Origin of the sequence: Catellatospora coxensis (genome assembly GCF_016862635.1) — a bacterium.
GTDB classification, from domain to species: domain Bacteria; phylum Actinomycetota; class Actinomycetes; order Mycobacteriales; family Micromonosporaceae; genus Catellatospora; species Catellatospora coxensis.
Window position 1 is genome coordinate 43415 of sequence record NZ_BONI01000038.1, and the last position, 16137, is coordinate 59551.

The 16137-nt window shown below is 72.3% G+C and carries 16 protein-coding genes; 11 read left to right on the top strand and 5 right to left on the bottom strand.

What is annotated here, in order from left to right; genetic code table 11:
* Positions 1-34 precede the first annotated feature (34 nt).
* The 9 genes from Cco03nite_RS22250 to Cco03nite_RS22290 all read left to right on the top strand — a co-directional run bounded on the left by Cco03nite_RS22250 (position 35) and on the right by Cco03nite_RS22290 (position 8951).
* Entirely contained in the window at positions 35-1276 is a 1242-nt protein-coding gene (locus tag Cco03nite_RS22250) for an MCE family protein (RefSeq protein ID WP_203694109.1), read from the top strand.
* Complete coding sequence (locus tag Cco03nite_RS22255; protein WP_203694110.1) at positions 1273-2301, top strand: MCE family protein; 1029 nt, start codon at positions 1273-1275, stop codon at positions 2299-2301. The genes Cco03nite_RS22250 and Cco03nite_RS22255 overlap by 4 nt, the downstream gene beginning before the upstream one ends.
* Positions 2298-3389 (top strand): MCE family protein, encoded by a 1092-nt coding sequence (locus Cco03nite_RS22260; protein WP_239167567.1) that lies wholly within the window; start codon positions 2298-2300, stop codon positions 3387-3389. Before Cco03nite_RS22255 ends, Cco03nite_RS22260 begins: the two co-directional genes overlap by 4 nt.
* On the top strand, positions 3389-4495 hold the full coding sequence (locus Cco03nite_RS22265) for an MCE family protein (RefSeq protein WP_203694111.1): 1107 nt from the start codon (positions 3389-3391) through the stop codon (positions 4493-4495). Before Cco03nite_RS22260 ends, Cco03nite_RS22265 begins: the two co-directional genes overlap by 1 nt.
* Entirely contained in the window at positions 4492-5850 is a 1359-nt protein-coding gene (locus tag Cco03nite_RS22270) for an MCE family protein (protein WP_203694112.1), read from the top strand. Before Cco03nite_RS22265 ends, Cco03nite_RS22270 begins: the two co-directional genes overlap by 4 nt.
* Positions 5847-7142 carry an MCE family protein gene (locus Cco03nite_RS22275; protein WP_203694113.1) on the top strand — a complete coding sequence of 432 codons (1296 nt, stop codon included), beginning with the start codon at positions 5847-5849 and terminating at the stop codon, positions 7140-7142. The genes Cco03nite_RS22270 and Cco03nite_RS22275 overlap by 4 nt, the downstream gene beginning before the upstream one ends.
* A 22-nt stretch (positions 7143-7164) precedes the next feature.
* The gene (locus tag Cco03nite_RS22280) at positions 7165-7647 is read left to right on the top strand and encodes an Rv1363c family protein (RefSeq protein ID WP_203694114.1); all 483 of its coding nucleotides are present in this window, start codon (positions 7165-7167) and stop codon (positions 7645-7647) included.
* A gap of 10 nt (positions 7648-7657) precedes the next feature.
* Positions 7658-8215 (top strand): hypothetical protein, encoded by a 558-nt coding sequence (locus tag Cco03nite_RS22285; RefSeq protein ID WP_203694115.1) that lies wholly within the window; start codon positions 7658-7660, stop codon positions 8213-8215.
* A gap of 61 nt (positions 8216-8276) precedes the next feature.
* Positions 8277-8951 carry a GAP family protein gene (locus tag Cco03nite_RS22290; protein ID WP_203694116.1) on the top strand — a complete coding sequence of 225 codons (675 nt, stop codon included), beginning with the start codon at positions 8277-8279 and terminating at the stop codon, positions 8949-8951.
* 5 nt (positions 8952-8956) lie between these two features.
* Here Cco03nite_RS22290 and Cco03nite_RS22295 read toward each other — a convergent pair whose 3' ends face one another.
* The 3 genes from Cco03nite_RS22295 to Cco03nite_RS22305 all read right to left on the bottom strand — a co-directional run bounded on the left by Cco03nite_RS22295 (position 8957) and on the right by Cco03nite_RS22305 (position 12360).
* Positions 8957-9772, bottom strand: coding sequence for a glycosyltransferase family 8 protein (locus Cco03nite_RS22295; RefSeq protein WP_203694117.1), 816 nt, complete (start codon positions 9770-9772; stop codon positions 8957-8959).
* Between the two features lie 92 nt (positions 9773-9864).
* Positions 9865-10737: a DUF72 domain-containing protein gene (locus tag Cco03nite_RS22300; protein ID WP_203694118.1), complete on the bottom strand. Its 873-nt coding sequence runs from the start codon at positions 10735-10737 to the stop codon at positions 9865-9867.
* Between the two features lie 114 nt (positions 10738-10851).
* On the bottom strand, positions 10852-12360 hold the full coding sequence (locus tag Cco03nite_RS22305; RefSeq protein ID WP_203694119.1) for a methionine--tRNA ligase: 1509 nt from the start codon (positions 12358-12360) through the stop codon (positions 10852-10854).
* A gap of 303 nt (positions 12361-12663) precedes the next feature.
* Between Cco03nite_RS22305 and Cco03nite_RS22310 the strand changes: the two genes are divergently transcribed.
* Both Cco03nite_RS22310 and Cco03nite_RS22315 read left to right on the top strand, forming a co-directional pair.
* Positions 12664-13983, top strand: a complete 1320-nt coding sequence (locus tag Cco03nite_RS22310; protein WP_203694120.1) for a glycosyltransferase family 2 protein — start codon at positions 12664-12666, stop codon at positions 13981-13983.
* Positions 13984-14017: 34 nt separating this feature from the next.
* Positions 14018-14386, top strand: coding sequence for a nitroreductase/quinone reductase family protein (locus Cco03nite_RS22315; protein WP_203694121.1), 369 nt, complete (start codon positions 14018-14020; stop codon positions 14384-14386).
* 50 nt (positions 14387-14436) lie between these two features.
* On the opposite strand, the gene Cco03nite_RS22320 is transcribed toward Cco03nite_RS22315, so the two are convergent.
* Together Cco03nite_RS22320 and Cco03nite_RS22325 are read right to left on the bottom strand one after the other, a co-directional pair.
* Positions 14437-15327 (bottom strand): hypothetical protein, encoded by an 891-nt coding sequence (locus Cco03nite_RS22320; protein WP_203694122.1) that lies wholly within the window; start codon positions 15325-15327, stop codon positions 14437-14439.
* A 172-nt stretch (positions 15328-15499) separates the two neighbouring features.
* Positions 15500-16060, bottom strand: coding sequence for a hypothetical protein (locus Cco03nite_RS22325; RefSeq protein ID WP_203694123.1), 561 nt, complete (start codon positions 16058-16060; stop codon positions 15500-15502).
* Between the last annotated feature and the right edge of the window lie 77 nt (positions 16061-16137).

A 16137-nucleotide genomic window follows, 5' to 3' on the forward strand; every position in this document is an offset into this window, starting at 1 on the left:
GACATGCCTGCGACGAGCGCAGCGAGGAGCGGGCATGAGACAGCGGTTACTCGGGGCCGGGTTCGTGTTGGGGCTGGTGAGCGCGCTGGCGCTGTCGGTGCTGGTGTACCAGCGGGCGTTCACGCCGGTGGAGTGGGTGACGCTGCGCACCGGCCACGTCGGCATGCAGCTGTCCGAGGGCGCGGACGTGAAACTGCGCGGCGTCGTCATCGGCGACGTACGCGAGGTCAGCGCCGACGGCGACGCGGCCACGCTGCGGCTGGCCCTGGAACCGGCGCTGATCGGCCTCGTCCCGGCCGATGTCACGGCCCGGCTGCTGCCCAAGACGCTGTTCGGCGAGCGCTACGTGGAACTCGTGCCCCCGGCGGCTCCCGCTGGGCCGCGGCTGCGCCCCGGGGCCGTCATCGATGAGGACCGGTCGGCGAGCGCCGTCGAGCTGGAGCAGGTGCTCGACCGGGCGCTGCCCGTGCTCCAGTCGATCAAACCGGACAAGCTCGCCGCGACCCTCGGCGCGCTCGCGTACGCCCTGGAGGGCCGCGGGGACCAGCTCGGCCGGAACCTGACCACCGCCAACGCGTACCTGGCCGCGCTCAACGAGCAGATGCCGGTCATCGCGACCGACGTCAAGCGGCTGGCGCAGGTGCTCGACGTCTACCACGGGGCGCTGCCGGATCTGCTGGCGCTGCTGCGCGACGTCACCGTCACCGCGCGGACCGTCGTCGACCAGCGCGCGGAGCTGAGCCGCTTCCTCGCCGACACCACCGACCTGGCCGGGCGCGGGCGGGAGTTCCTGGACCGGCACGATGCGCGCATCGTCCAGGTCGGGCAGGTCAGCCGCCCGGTGCTGGAGCTGCTGGCGGCGTACGCACCGGAGTATCCGTGCCTGCTGCGCGGCCTGGTCGCCCTGCAGCCCCGGGTGGAGAAGGTGTTCAGCACCGGGCGCATGCACATCACCCTCGAAGTGGGCCGGGACAACGGCAAGTACACCGCCGCCGACCGGCCGGTCTACGGCGCCGACGACGGCCCCGAGTGCCGCGGCCTGCCCGACCCGAAGGTCCCGGCCGCCCAGCACGCCATCGACGACGGCTACGAGTACGGCGCGAAGCGCTCGCCGCTGCCGTACGCCGACATGGGCTCGGCCGGCACCGCGCAGGAGCAGGCGCTGCTCAAGCCTCTGCTCGGGCTGGCCCAGGGGTCCGCGCCCGAGCAGGTCCCCGATGTCGCGGTCCTGCTGTGGGGCCCGCTGCTGCGTGGAACGGTGGTGAACGCGTCATGACGGGCGTGCGGGGTCCGCTGCTCAAACTGCTGGCGTTCGCCGCGGTCACGCTGGTGCTGACCGGCGCGCTGGCGCAGACGCTGGGCTCGTTCGGATTCGGCGGCGGGCACACCTACCGCGCCCGGTTCACCGACGTGACCGGGGTGCTGGTCGGCGACGACGTGCGCATCGCGGGCGTGAAGGTCGGCGAGGTGACGGAGATCCGGCTGGTCGACCGCACGGTCGCGGAGCTGGAGTTCACCGTGGACGAGCAGGTCACGGTGGCCGCAGGGGTACGCGCGAAGATCCGCTACCGGGACCTGGTCGGCCAGCGCTACCTGGCCCTGGCCGAGGGGCCCGGCGGCACCGCCCCGCTGGCCGAGCACGGGCTGATCCCGCTCGCGCAGACCACGCCCGCGCTGGACCTGACGGTCGTGTTCAACGGCTTTCGACCGCTGTTCGCCGGGCTGTCGCCGGACGAGGTCAACGGCTTCGCGTACGAGATCATCAAGATGCTGCAGGGCGAGGGCGGCACCGTGGCCGACCTGCTGCGCCGCACCGCGTCGCTGACCGGCACGCTCGCCGACCGCGACGAGGTCCTCGGCCGGGTCATCACCAACCTGAACACGGTGCTCGGCACGCTCGACGAGCGCGACGCCCGGCTGTCGGAGACCGTCAAGCAGCTGCAGCTGCTGGTGTCCGGGCTGGCCGGAGACCGCAAGGCGGTCGGCGACGCGCTGACCAACCTCAGCGGCCTGGCCGACGCGACCTCGTCGCTGCTGCGCGACGCCCGGCCCAGCGTCGCCGCCGACATCGCCGCGCTGAACAAGCTGGCCGGCACGCTGATCGACAACACCGCGGTCATCGAGCAGACCCTGGCCACCGCGCCCGGCCGGCTCGACGCGCTGACCCGCACCGCCTCGTACGGGTCCTGGTTCAACTTCTACCTGTGCGACTTCGACGGCCGCGTCGTCGCCGTCGGGCAGACCCTCAACCCGGCGACGCTCAACGGCACGTCGGCGAAGTGCTCCGGAGGTGGGCGGTGAACAGGCTGCGCACGCTGTTCCGGGTTCGCGGCCGACGGCCGGTGACCCGCCTGCGGGCGATCGCCGCTCGCGCGATCGGCGGCGACCGGCGCACCCGGCGGGCGAGCGGGCCGCCGCGCAAGCCCCGGCCCGCGCTGGTCGGCGCGGTCGGCATCGCCGTCGCGGCGGGACTGCTGCTGGCCGCGTTCCGGATCGACGACCTGCCGCTGATCGGCGGCGGGGACACGTACCATGCCGCGTTTCGCGACGCGTCCGGGCTGGCCGAGGGCAACGAGGTCCGCATCGCCGGGGTCAAGGTCGGCAAGGTCACGCAGGTGGCGCTGGCCCGCGGCGAGTCCGGGCCGTACGTGCGGGTCACCTTCCGGGTCCGCGACGCCGAACTCGGCGCCGACACCGGGGCGACCATCCGGATCAAGACGGTGCTGGGGCAGAAGTACCTGGCGCTGGCGCCGCAGGGCGAGGGGCGGCTGGCCGAGGACGCCGAGATCCCGCTGACCCGCACGTCGTCCCCGTTCGACGTGATGCAGGCGGTGGAGGGGCTGGCCGGCACCCTGCAGCAGATCGACACCGGGCAGCTGGCGCAGGCGTTCACGGTGCTGTCGGAGACGTTCGCCGACACCCCCGCCAGCGTGCAGGCGTCGCTGACCGGCCTGTCCCGGCTCTCGCAGACCGTCGCCTCCCGCGACCAGCAGCTGCGCGAGCTGCTGTCGCACACCCGCGGGGTCACCAAGGTGCTCGCCGGCCGCGACGAGGAGTTCCGCAAGCTGCTCGGCGACGCGAACCTGCTGCTGGCCGAGGTGCAGCGCCGCCGCGACGCCATCCACACCCTGCTGGAATCGACCGTAGAGCTGTCGAAGCAGCTGTCCGGGCTGGTCGCCGACAACCGCGACACGCTCGGCCCCGCGCTGCGCAACATGCGCACCGTCGTCGGCGTGCTGCAGCGCAACCGGACCCGGCTGGAGGCGACGCTGACCAGCCTCGCCCCGTTCGTCACCGCGTTCGCGAACGTGACGGGCAACGGCCGGTGGTTCGACTCGTACGTGGACGGGCTCGTGCAGGGCTTCACCCCGACGACGGGAGGTCGCTGATGGACCGCAGGCGATGGCGGGTGGCAGGCGCGGCCGTGCTGGCGGTGGCCGTGGCGGCCGCGGCGCTGGTGGTGCGGCAGGAGCCGGACCGGCTGCGGCTGACCGTGCACTTTCCGGCCGCGGTCGGCATCCACGCCGGATCCGAGGTGCGGGTGCTGGGGGTCGAGGTCGGCGAGGTCGTCGCGGTCACCCCGCAGGGCAAGGGGGTACGCGTCGAGCTGCGGTACGACCGCGACTGGCCGGTGCCGGCCGACGCCACGGCGCTGATCGTCCCGCCGAGCGTGGTCAGCGACCGGTACGTGCAGCTCGCACCCGCCTACACCGGCGGACCGAAGCTGGCGGACGGGGCCGAGCTGCCCGTCGAGCGCACCTCGGTGCCGATCGAGCTGGACGAGGTCTACCGCTCGCTGGACGAGCTGAGCACCGCGCTCGGACCGCAGGGCGCCAACGCCGACGGCGCGCTGCGCGACCTGGTCCGCACCGGTGCCGCCAACCTGCGCGGCAACGGCGACGAGCTGCACCAGACGCTGTCCGGGCTGTCGCAGGCGATGTCGACGCTGTCGGCCGGGCGCGACGACCTGTTCGGTTCCGTCGCCGACCTGCAGCGGTTCACCACGATGCTGGCCGCGAGCGACGCCACGGTGCGCCAGTTCAACGACCGGCTGGCCGACGTGTCCGAGCAGCTGGCCGCCGAGCGCGAGGACCTCGCCGCGGCGGTGCGGGCACTGTCGCTGGCGCTGGCCGACGTGTCCGCGTTCGTGAAGGCCAACCGCGCCGAGCTCAAGGCCAACGTCGCCGCGCTGGCCGACCTGACCGGGGTGCTGGCCCGCCAGCAGCGGGCGCTGGCCCAGGTGCTCGACGTCGCCCCGCTGGCTCTGTCGAACCTGAACCTGGCCTACAACCCGCGCTCGGGCACCATCGACACCCGCGACAACGCGCTCGGCCCGTACGAGCCGGCCAGCTTCGTGTGCTCGCTGCTGGTCAGCAGCGTCCCGGTGGCGCAGGTGCCCGCCGCCTGCACGGAGCTGGCCAAGGCGCTGCAGACGGCGAAGCTGCCGCTCACCGCCGAGCTGCAGCAGCTGCTCAAGGCGGTGGTGAAGAAATGAGGCAGGCTGAGGCGGCGTCCACCCGGCGCAGGCCTGGCGCCGATGTCGGCACGGTGTCGCGGCGCGGAGCGCGCCGGGCCCTGCCCGCGCTGGTCCTGGCGTCGGCACTGCTCGCGGGCTGCGACGTGGGCCTGCCGGGCGGCGGGCCGGACGGGCCGTCCTACCGGGTGACCGTCGAGTTCGCGGACGTGCTCGACCTGGTGCCGCAGGCCGCGGTGAAGGTCAACGACGTGACGGTCGGCAGCGTCAGCGGCATCGAGCTGCGCGGCTGGACGGCGGTGGTGCGGCTGGACGTGGCCGACACGGTCGTGCTGCCCGACAACGCGACGGCGGCGATCCGGCAGTCGAGCCTGCTCGGCGAGAAGTTCGTGGCGCTGGCCGCACCGCAGGGCGAGGCGGCGCAGGGCACGCTGTCCGACGGGGACACCATCCCGCTGGCCCGCACCCGCCGCGGCGCCGAGGTCGAGGAGGTGCTCGGCGCGCTGGGCCTGCTGCTCAACGGCGGCGGCCTCGGGCAGCTCAAGACGATCAACGCGGAGGTCGTCAAGGCGCTGTCCGGCCGGGAGGGCGACGCCAAGGGCGCGCTGCGGGAGCTGGACCGGTTCGTCGCCGGGCTGGACGCGCAGAAGGACGACATCGTCCGGGCCATCGAGGCGCTCGACCGTTTCTCGGCGCGGCTGGCCGAGCAGACCGGGACGCTGGCCGACGCCGTGGACGCGCTGGAGCCGGGCCTGACCGTGCTGGCCGAGCAGCGCCCGCAGCTCACCGCGATGCTGACCGCGCTGCGCGACCTCGGCGCGGTCGGGGAACGTGTCATCGCGGAGAGCCGCGACGACACGCTGCGCTCGCTGCGTGCCCTGCAGCCGCTGCTGGAACAGCTGGTCAAGGCCGGTGACGCGCTGCCGCGCGGGCTGGACTTCGCGCTGTCCTACCCGTTCCCGCCGAATGTCGGCAAGGCGATCGCGGGCGACTTCGTACGCCTGCACGCCACGCTCGACCTCGACGCCGCCTCGATCCTGGCCAACGCCCTGGCCGCGGGCTCGTCCACGCCGGGCACGCCGACGACGCCCGGCCTGCCGCTGCCGGAGCTGCCCCTGCCGCTGCCCAGCCTGCCCGCACTGCCGCTGCCGTCGCTGCCGCTCCCGCTGCCCAGCGGGATCCTGCCCAGCGGCATCCTGCCGGGCCTGCCGGGGCTGCCGGGCGGCCTGGCCGCGAGCCGCGACGGCCGCTGGGACCCGGCGACCGGCGAGGTGGTCCGGGTGAGCGGTGGCCTCACCGAACTGCTGACCGCCGCCGGGGAGTTCCCGACGGCCGACGGCCCGGCGCGGCCGTCCACCCGTGGAGGCCAGGCATGATCCTTACTCGGCTCGCACGGCTGCAGCTGCTGGTGTTCGCGCTGGTGGCGGTGCTCGGCGTCGGCTACGTCGCGGTCCGCTACGTGGGCGTCGGCGACGGGCTGACCGGCAAGTACACCGTGCACGCCGACTTCGCGGTGGCCGGTGGCATCTTCGCCAACGCCTCGGTCACCTACCGCGGGGTGCCGGTGGGCCGGGTCGACGCGGTGCAGCTGCACGGCGACGGGGTGCGGGTCGACCTGCGCCTGGACGGCGGCACGCGGGTGCCTACCGACCTGCGCGCGGTGGTCGCGCACCGCTCCGCCGTCGGCGAGCAGTACGTCGACCTGCGCCCGAACACCGACGCCGGGCCGTACCTGGCCGACGGGGACGTCATCCCGGCCGACCGGACCGGGGTGCCGCTGCCCGTGGAGACGCTGCTGTCGAACCTGGACGCGCTGGTCGCCTCGGTCGACCCCGAGCAGCTCGGGGTGCTGGTCGACGAGCTGGGCACGGCGTTCGCGGGCAACGAGCGCGCGCTGCGTACCCTGCTCGACTCCGGCGACGCCCTGCTCACCGAGGCGAACACGTACCTGCCGCAGACCATCGCGCTGATCCGCGACTCGGCCACCGTGCTGGAGACCCAGGCGCGGTCCGCCGACGAGATCAGACGGTTCGCCAAGGCGCTCGCGCAGCTCTCGGCGACGGTGCGGGCCGCCGACCCCGACCTGCGCCGATTGCTGGCCAACGGCCCGCCCGCCTCGGCGGAGCTGCTGGCGCTGCTGCGCGACCTGGACCCGGCACTGGGGCCGCTGCTGGGCAACCTGATCACGGTCAACGGCGTCGCGGTGCGGCGGCTGAACGGCATCGAGCAGATCCTGGTGACGTATCCGCTGGTGGTGGCGGGCGGGTTCACCGTCGCGCCCGGCGACGGCACGGCGCACCTGGGCCTGGTGCTCAACGTCAGCGACCCGCCGGCGTGCAACTACACGAAGTCCGGGCAGTCCCTGCGGTGCACCGACGCCGAGCTGGGCCGCGGTTCGGGCGTACGCAGCTCCACTCGAGCCCCGCGGGGTGGTGCCCCTCCGTCCCCCGCGCCCCTGGGCGCGGGTGCGGCACCCGCGGGCCCGGGCGCCGGCGCGAGCCCCGTCGCGCCGGCGCCCGGCACCACCGTCGCCGGGTACGACCCGGTGACCGGGTTGGTGATCGGGCCGGACGGGCTGCCGTTGCAGTTCGGCGGCACCGGCGGGCAGGCCGCGACGGCCGGCGGGCAGTCCTGGAAGTTGCTGTTGCTCAACGGGCTCGCGCCCTGACGGGCCGATGGAGGAGACGACGATGAGACACAGGTCGACCACCGTGCTGGCGGCGGTGCTGGTGGTGGTGCTCGGCGCAGCCGGCTGGCTGGGCTGGCGCCGGTACGAGGCGCAGCAGCAGGAGCGGGCGCGCGAGCAGGCGGTGGCCGCGGCCCGGCAGTTCGTCGTGGACTTCGTGTCGGTCAGCGCCGCCAGCATCGACCAGGACCTGGCCCGGGTGGCGGTTGCCGCGACCGGCGAGTTCGGTGAGCAGTTCCAGCAGGGCATGCCCGCGGTACGCGCGGCGGTGCTGGAGAACAAGGTCGAGTCCACCGGCTCGGCGCTGCGGGCGGGGCTGGTGTCCGCGGACGCCGATTCGGCCGTGGTGCTGGTCGCCGCCGACGCGACGGTCAAGAACGTGAAGGCGCCCGAGGGCCGGGTGGCCCACTACCGCATCCAGCTCGAGCTGGCCCGCGACGCCGGCAGCGGCACGTGGCTGGTCGCCAAGCTGCAGTTCGTGGGATAGGGGAGAGACGGTGACCATGGACATGGCCGTGACGGACGTGCACGTCGACGACGTGCAGGAAGACGAGCCGCGCGACGGCGACGGGCCGGCTCGCCGCCCGCGGCGGGCGGTGCTCGCGCTGTCCCTGGCGATCGCGGTCGTCGTGGGGGTCGGGTGGTTTCTCTGGTTCGACCGGGCGCGGGCGGGTGAGGCCGAGGCGGCCGCGCGGGAGTGCACGGCCGTGGCCCCGGCAGCCGCGACGGCGCTGTTCTCCTACGACTACCGCACCTTCGATGCGAGCGCGGCGAGCGGGCGCTCGTTCGCGGCCGGCGCGTTCGCCGACGAGTACGCCCGCACCACCGCCTCGCTCAAGGAGGCCGCGGTCAAGGAGCAGGCCGTGGTGACCGCGCAGGTCACCGGAGTCAGCGTGGTGACCGCCGCACCCGACCGGGTGGAACTGCTGCTGTTCGTCAACCAGTACCGCCGCAACGTGAACATCACCGGCGAGAAGGTCGATCAGAACCGTGTCGTGCTGACCCTCGTCCGCACCGGCGGCGCCTGGAAGGTCACCGCCGTCTCGGCGCTCTGACCTGCAAGATCGTCCGGGGGAACCGCCTGCGGCCAGGGCGGAGTCCCTCCAGGATGGTGGTGTGGGCGGGGCGGTCGCGGGGGTGGTGCCGTACGCGCTGGGGGTGGCGGCGAGCCCGCTGCCGATCATCGCGGTGATCCTCGTGCTGTTCTCCGACCGGGCCCGGATCGCCGGGCCCGCTTTCCTGGCCGGGGCCCTGGCCGGGGTGATCGCGGTGGGTGCGGCCGTCTACATCCTCACCGGCTACGGCTACCTGGAGGGCGAGCACCAGGGCGGCACCGTCTCGCAGGTCGTGCGCATCGGGCTGGGACTGGTCCTGCTGTTCGCCGCATACCTGCACGTCGTGCGGCATCGCCGGGCCAACGGCACGCACGCCATGCCGAAGTGGATGGCGAGCGCCGACCGCTGGTCACCGGTGAAAGCGGCGATCCTGGCGCTGCTGATGTACGGCGTCGACCCGAAGAACTTCGCCCTGTGCGTGGCCGCCGCCAAGAGCCTGGCCGCGTCGTCGACGGTCGTCGCGATGGTGGCGCTGAGCGTCTTCGCGCTGATCGCCTGCCTGCCGGTGGCGGTGCCGGTGATTCTCTACCTGGCGGGCGGCGACCGGGCGGCACGGCAGCTCGAACGGCTCAAGACCTGGCTGTCCAAGCACCACCTGCTGGTCATGGCCGGGCTGCTGGTGGTCTTCGGCGTCCTGCTGATCAGCCACGGCGTACGCGGCATCCTCGGCCACTGAACCCGCTACGCGAAGCCGGCCACCCGGGCGGCCAGCGCGTGGTGGCGTTCCTGCCGGAAGCCGGGGCGGAAGCCCTCGGTCCACGGCTTGCGGGGGCCCGCGAAGTGCATGACGCGCACGTCCGGCTCGGCGGGCTGCGGCGTCTGCTCCAGCAGGAAGCTGCGCATGTTGTTCCAGCGGTGCGGCAGGCGCAGCCAGCGGCCGTACGCCACGAGGTTGAGCGCGTCCTGGTCCGGGAAGCGCAACCGGCCGGCGTGCGCGGCCAGGTAGTCCATGCAGCGCGTGGACACCTGCTCGCGCCGCCACACGGGCAGGTTCATCAGCAGCACCCCGGAGTTGAAGTAGGGCGCGTCCGGGTCGTGCTCCGGGCCCGACCCGGGCACCCCGCCGTGCGTGGCGAACGTGGCGGTGAACGCGTCGCGTACGGCGGCCAGCGGGGCGTCGCCGAGGTCGATCTCCCACAGCGGGGACAGGTCGCCGCAGACGTGCACGTCGGCGTCGAGGTAGAGCAGCCGCCGCGCCTGGTCGCCGATCAGGTCGGGCAGCAGCAGGCGCAGGTACATGCCGGTGCTGACGTAGGCGAGCCAGTCCTCGTCGACCACGGGCAGGTCGCGGAAGCCGTCGCCGGTGGTGAGCAGCCGCAGCCTGCCGCGCCCGGCGAGCTGGCGGCGCAGCGCGGGCTCCCGCTCCTTGGCCACGTCGGCCGTGGTGAGCAGCCAGAAGGTGAGGTCGTCGCGCCCGGTGTGGCAGTCGAGCACGGATTCGACGGCGACCTGGGCGTGGCCGGCGTATGCCTCGTCGAAGGCGAAGGCAATGTCCATGGGACATTGTCTATCATAGATCTAAGGATTTTACAGCGTGCACATTCTGTTCTTAACCGACATTCGTCAACTCCTTGCATTGCCGCAACGGCTCACTTCGCCCCGAGCAGGTCGATGAGCTGGGACGCGTTGCGCTGGGCGTAGTCGGAGTAGCAGTTGTTCATGAGCACATGCGTCTGCTCCGCCTCGCCGGCCAGCTCGCGCAGCTTCGGCGCCCAGTCTTTCAGCTCGCGCGGGGAGTACAGGTAGCCGAACTTCTCGTGGATGTCCTTGCTGGTCCACTTGTCGCTGTGGCCGTGGAAGCGCACCGCGGCCAGGTCGGCCGTGGCGGCGAGCACCGGCGGCACCGAGTTCTTGTGTCCTTGCGGCATGTCGACGCAGACATAGGGCAGCTTGTGCTCGCGCAGGAAGTCCAGCGTCTCGGCGGCGTTGTCGCCCTTGAACCAGGACTCGTGGCGCAGCTCGATGCCCACCCGCAGCGGCGCGCAGCGCTTGGCGACCTCCAGCAGGTACTGCTTGTTGTCCCGGCGGATGGTGAACCACGGCGGGAACTGGAACAGCAGCATGCCGAGCTTACCGGCCTCGACCAGCGGGTCCAGCGCGGCCAGGAACCGGGTCCACACCTCCTCGTAAGCCTGTGGCTGCAGCCCGTCCGGGTACACGTTGCGCTTGTCGGTCTCCGGCCGAAGGTCCTTCGGTAGCGCGCTGACCTTTGTCGGATGCCCGGTGAGCATGCTGAACGCCTTGATGTTGAACACGAAGTCCTTCGGCGTACGCGCCGCCCACAGCGCGACCGTGCTCTCCGCCGGCGACGCGTAATAGGTCGCGTCGACCTCGACCAGCGAGAACTTGCGCGCGTAGTACCGCAGCCGCTCCTCCGGCGTCTTGGCCGTCTCGGGATACCACCCCGACGCCAGCAGCGTGCTGTCCGTCCACGAAGCGGTCCCCACCCTCATCCCACCCACCCTCCCCCTGTACCCCGCCCCACCCCACCCCTACGCGTTGATCATGAACTTATGGCACGGTTCGACGGCGTGTCCCGTCCACAACTTCATGATCGATCCGCTGGTGGGGGCGGGTCAGGGTTCGAGGCGGGGGAAGAGCGGGGTGGGCGGGGGTAGGAGGCCGTCGGGGTCGGCCGTGCATTGAGCAGTGATCAGCGCGGACGCGCCGGGTAGGAACGGGGCGAGCAGGTCGGCGAAGGCCAGGCACGCGCCGAGCAGCACGGCCAGGGCCGCGTCCAGTCGCGGCCCGGCTAGTGGATCGCCGCCGCGCTCCGCCTTGGCCAGGTCCCAGGGGCGTACCCGGTCGATGTGGCGGTTGGCCTGCTCGACGACGGCCCAGACGGCTGCGGTGGCGCGGCGGAAGTCGTAGTCCGCCAGGGCCGCGGCGATCAGCCCGGGCGCGTCCGTGCAGGCGGCGACCAGGTCCTTCGCGTCCGTGGCGCCGGGCACGGTGAGGTCGACGCGGCCGGCGCGGAAGCGGTGGGCCATGGTGACGATCCGGTTGACCAGGTTGCCCGCGCCGCCGGCGAGGTCCTCGTCGGCCCGCGCGATCAGCCGGTCGGCGGTGAAGTCGGCGTCGCCGACCCGGGGCACCTCGCGCAGCAGCCAGCACCGCAGCGCGTCGGCGCCGTAGGTGTCGGCCAGCACCACGGGGTCGACCGCCGTACCCGCCGATTTGCTGATCTTGCGGCCGTCCACGGTGAGGTAGTCGTGCACCAGGATGTCGGTAGGCAGCGGCAGCCCGGCGGACAGCAGCATCGCCGGCCAGTACACGGCGTGAAACCGCAGCACGCCCTTGCCGATCACGTGCACCCGCCGGTCCGCGCCCTCCCACCAGGTGCGGTACGCCTCGCCGTCGGTGCCGTGGTCGAGGCTGGTCAGGTAGTTTGCCAGCGCGTCCCACCAGACGTAGACCACCTGGTCGGGGTCGCCGGGCACGGTGATGCCCCAGCCGCGGGCCCGCTGCTGCGAGCGCGAGACGGAGAAGTCGCGCAGCCCGGCGTCGATGAAAGCGAGCACCTCGTTGCGCCGCGACTCCGGTTCGATGCGCAGCCGCCCGCCGGTGATCGCCTCCCGCAGCGGTTCGGCGTACTTCGACAGCCGGAAGAACCAGTTCCGTTCCTCGATGCGCTGCGGCGGCACCCCGTGCTCGGGGCAGTGCCCGGATCCGTCGAGTTCGTCGGGCGTCAGGTAGTGCTCGCAGCCCACGCAGTACAGGCCGGTGTAGGTGTCGAGGTGGAGGTCGTGCGCGCAGGCCCGCCAGAGCCGTTCGACGCCGGGCCGGTGGCGCGGGTCGCGGCTGGTCCGGATGAAGTCGTCGTACGACAGCGCGAGCGGCTCGCGCAGCCGCGCGAACGCGGCCGCGTTGGCGTCGACGAACTCCTGCACCGGCACGCCCGCTCCGTCGGCGGCGAGCACGTTCTTCAGCGAGTTGTCGTCGGTGCCGGTGAGCAGCCTGACCTCGTCGCCGAGGGAGCGCCGGTGGCGGGCGATCACGTCGGCCTGCACCGCCTCCAGGGCGAAGCCGAGGTGCGGGGCGGCGTTGACGTACGGGATGGTGGTGGTGAGGTAGAAACGGGTCATGACTCCTCCTGGCTTGCAAGAAAGCCGGAGCGTCGACCCGTGCCGAGGCCCCGGACTCGGGCCTCGCGGTCGTGAACGCGCGTGTCAGCAGCCCCGGGAGCGGGGCATCATCACCTGGCACGACGAGAAGATCACGTGGCCAAGGTAGCAGCGGCCGGTCCCGCCCGCGACCAGGTTTTGCGCAACAAGTCGACCGATCGACATGTTCCACTGGCTGGTTTGTTGTTGAAGCGCTCTCCCGAAGGCAGCAGGATCGGACGGTAAGCCCCGTGAGAGCGCGGCCCCGCCGCTGAAGGAGTGTCGATGTCCGGCGGAGTCCCGCGGCTCAGTGTGCTCATCCCGACGTTCGGCGACGCGCACACGCTGGCGCTGACCCTGTCCACGCTGTGCGCGCAGACCCTGGATCCGGACCTGTTCGAGGTCGTCGTGGTCAACGACGGCTCCGATCCGCTGCCGTACGCGGAGCTGGCCGCCGCGGCGTACCCCTTCCGGTTCCGGTTCGACAGCCTGCCGGCGAACCTGGGGCGGGCCGCGGCGCGCAACCAGGCGGTCCGCCTGGCCGCCGGTGAGCTGGTCTGCTTCCTCGACAGCGATGTGCTCGCCGAGCCGCACCTGCTGGCCCGGCACCTGGCCTTCCACGACGGGCGCGACGGACCCTCCGTGCTGATCGGCAAGCGCTACGAGGGCGACTGGGCGGTGCTGGCCGCGGCGCAGGCAGGCGAGCCGGTCACCCTCGACCTGGTGCGCCCGGTGCATGAGGACTTCCGGTTCCGGGTCCCCGGCCGCGACAGCGAGCCGGACCAGTGGCTGTCGGGCGCGCCGTGGGTGTTCGCGCTGACCAACAACGTGTCCATGCCCCGGCGGACGGTCCTCGACGCGGGCCTGTTCGACGAGGCGTACGGGGCACGCTGGGGGTTCGAGGACACCGACCTGGCGTACCGCATCCACCACGTGCTCGGCGACGCCGGGTTCGCCTACGACGGCCTGGCCGCGGGCTTCCACGTGCCCGCGGTGCGCGACCTGACCAACCTGGCGGGCGACTACCAGGAGAACCTGGAACTGTTCCGGCGCAAGCATCGCAGCCTCGCGGCGGAGCTGGTCGACATGCCCGCGCCGAGCGACGTCACCCGCAAGATCCGGCACTACCGCCGGGCGCTGGCGTGCTGCGCCGAGCTGGGGCTCGGCCGGCTGCCCGAGGTGTCGTCGCTGCTGGGCGCGGAGCTGGCCGGGGCGGTGCTGTGCCAGGCGTTCGGCACCGACGAGGTGGCGCTCGGGCAGGGCTCGGCGACCTACGACCACGGGCGGCCGGAGTCCGAGACCAACCTGCACCTGCTCGGGGTGTGGTCGCCGTACCCGGACGGCACGTTCGGCACGGTGGTGAGCGTGGACGTGTGGCGGTTCATGGAGCAGCGGGAGCTGTCGCGTTTCCTGCGGCTGGCGTTGCGGCAGGCGCGCGAGGTGGTGCTGGTCTACACCAGCGGGCCGGCGGAGAAGGCGTTCACCGCGGACGTTCCCGCACTGACCAGCCCGGACTTCTTCGGATCGCTGCTGCGGCGGCGTTATCCGCAGGCGCGCACCGACCATTTCGGAGACGTGACGTTGTTCCGCGTCACAGCGTCTTGACTTCAAGCATGCTTGAACTCGCAAGATCGTAGGCATGACTGAGAGCAGCGAATACGGCTACCTGAGCACTACTGACCGCCACACCGGCCGGTGGCACACCGTCGAGAGCCGGTACGCGGCCCGGGGCGGGGTGATCTACCTGATGTCCGGCGACCGCGAGCGGGCCGACTGGGTGCGCAACATCCTCGCGAACCCGCAGGTCTTATGGCGGGTCGGCGGACCAGGTGAGCTGACCCCGGACGGCGCGGTGCCCGCCGAGGCCCGCCCCGTCACTGACGACCCCTACGCCGAGGCGGAGGCTCGCCGCCTGCTCGCCGTCCGCTACGAGGGCTGGCGGGACGGCGACGAGCTGTCCGAGTGGGCGAACACCGCCATGGTCGTGGCCGTACACCCGTCGTACTGACCGCGGACCGTGCCGCCGCCGGACGGGCAAGCGCCCGGCGGCGGCACGGCTCAGGGTGCGCAGATCGCGTAGACGGTCGTCGTCCAGTTTCCCGCGTAGCCGGTCTGGTCCTCGTGGGCGGCCACGTCGACCCCGGCGAGCGCGCCGGCTCCGAACAGGCCGATCCGGTTGAGATGCAGTTGGCCGACGACAGGGCTGCCGCCGCCGGGTCCGCTGCCTGCCTTCGCTCCCGTGCCGTGCACTTTCGTGCCGGCCGGGCATGCCACGCTGAGGCCCTTGTTGATCGACGAGGAGACGCTCTCGGCCCAGACGACCTGCTGCCCGATCGGATCGGCGCAGATCGCGTACGACCAGGCCCCGTAGGTGGCGTTGACGTTCTCGTCGGGGGCGACTCCCGTCGAGACGGTGATGTGGTCGGCGCCGCCGGGGATGATGTAGATCAGTTTGAACCGGTATCCGCCGACGACGGCGCCTCCGGTGCCGACCACCTTCTTGTTGCCGGTGCAGAACGCCAGCGAGTGCACGTAGGAGTTGCCGGGCACCACCGCGGCGTAGTTGGACCTGACCTCCCAGCCGGCGATCGGGTTGCCGCAGATCGCCCAGGTGTAGAGCGTCCAGTCCGCGGCGTAACTGCCGTCTTCCATCGCGGCCGCGTAGTAGGAGTGGGTGGGCAGGCCGGGCGCGGCCGGGATCATCGCGGTCAGGCGGACCTCGTTGCCGCCGCCGACGATGTCGGCCCCGCCACCGAGGACGAACTTGCCGGCGGGGCAGATGGCGTTGGCGGTCTTGGTCGACTCCGAGCCGGTCAGGGCACTCCAGCCGATCGTCACGATGATGCCGGACACGGCCTGGGCGGGTGCGGCGGCCGTCAGCGAGACGGCGGTGCCGAGCGTGACGGCGGCGAGAGCGGTGAGGAGCTTCGAACCACGAAACGAGCGCATGTGGCACCTCGCGGAATCAGCGGCCCCGGCGGGGGCGGGGCCTGCGCGGTTCACAGTAGGAACCGGCCTGGACACCCGCATCCGTGCAGCGCCAACCCGACACAGCCGCGCCACGCACGGCAGCGGGGCAGCTTCGCGCAGGCGAAGCTGCCCCGGATCCCTGCCGCGCCGGTCAGCTCCAGCGATGCGAGCTGGTGCGGTTGTCCATCGCGCCGCCGATGTACGACCGCGTCGACTCGTAGCCGACCGACGCGCCGCCGAAGCCGGTGTTCTCGAAGTGCTTGTCCCAGCAGTTGGCGTAGGTCTTGAACGACGTGATCACGTTGTCCCAGCCGGCGGGCATGCTTGAGGCGAAGTAGTCGACGTTGCCCGTCGGCGTGCTGCAGTTGCCGGAGGTGCCGGTCCAGATCAGGTCCGAGCCGGTGTGGTTGCTGCCGGAGTACTCGATGCTGATCACCGTGTTGACGACGTTGACGCCGAACTTGGCGTTCAGGGCGTCGACCTTCGCCGACACGCTGCTGCCCTTGGGCAGGTCGTACAGCACGCCGCCGCTGGCGAACTGCAGCGCCTTGTCGAAGGTGTCGAAGCAGATCGCCTGCGGCTCGGCCACGTTGGCGCGGGCGACGCAGTGCTTGTCGACCGGCTCCGCCGCGGCGGCGGGTGCGGTCGGGACGGCGAGGCCGACGATCACGAACGCCGCGATCACCATGGCGGCCCGGTGGAGCTTTCGCATGATTCCTCCTGTGTCGTGGAGCGGTGACAACAGGTTCGGACCCGGGCATCACGGTGGCCTCAGCGTCGCATCAGCGC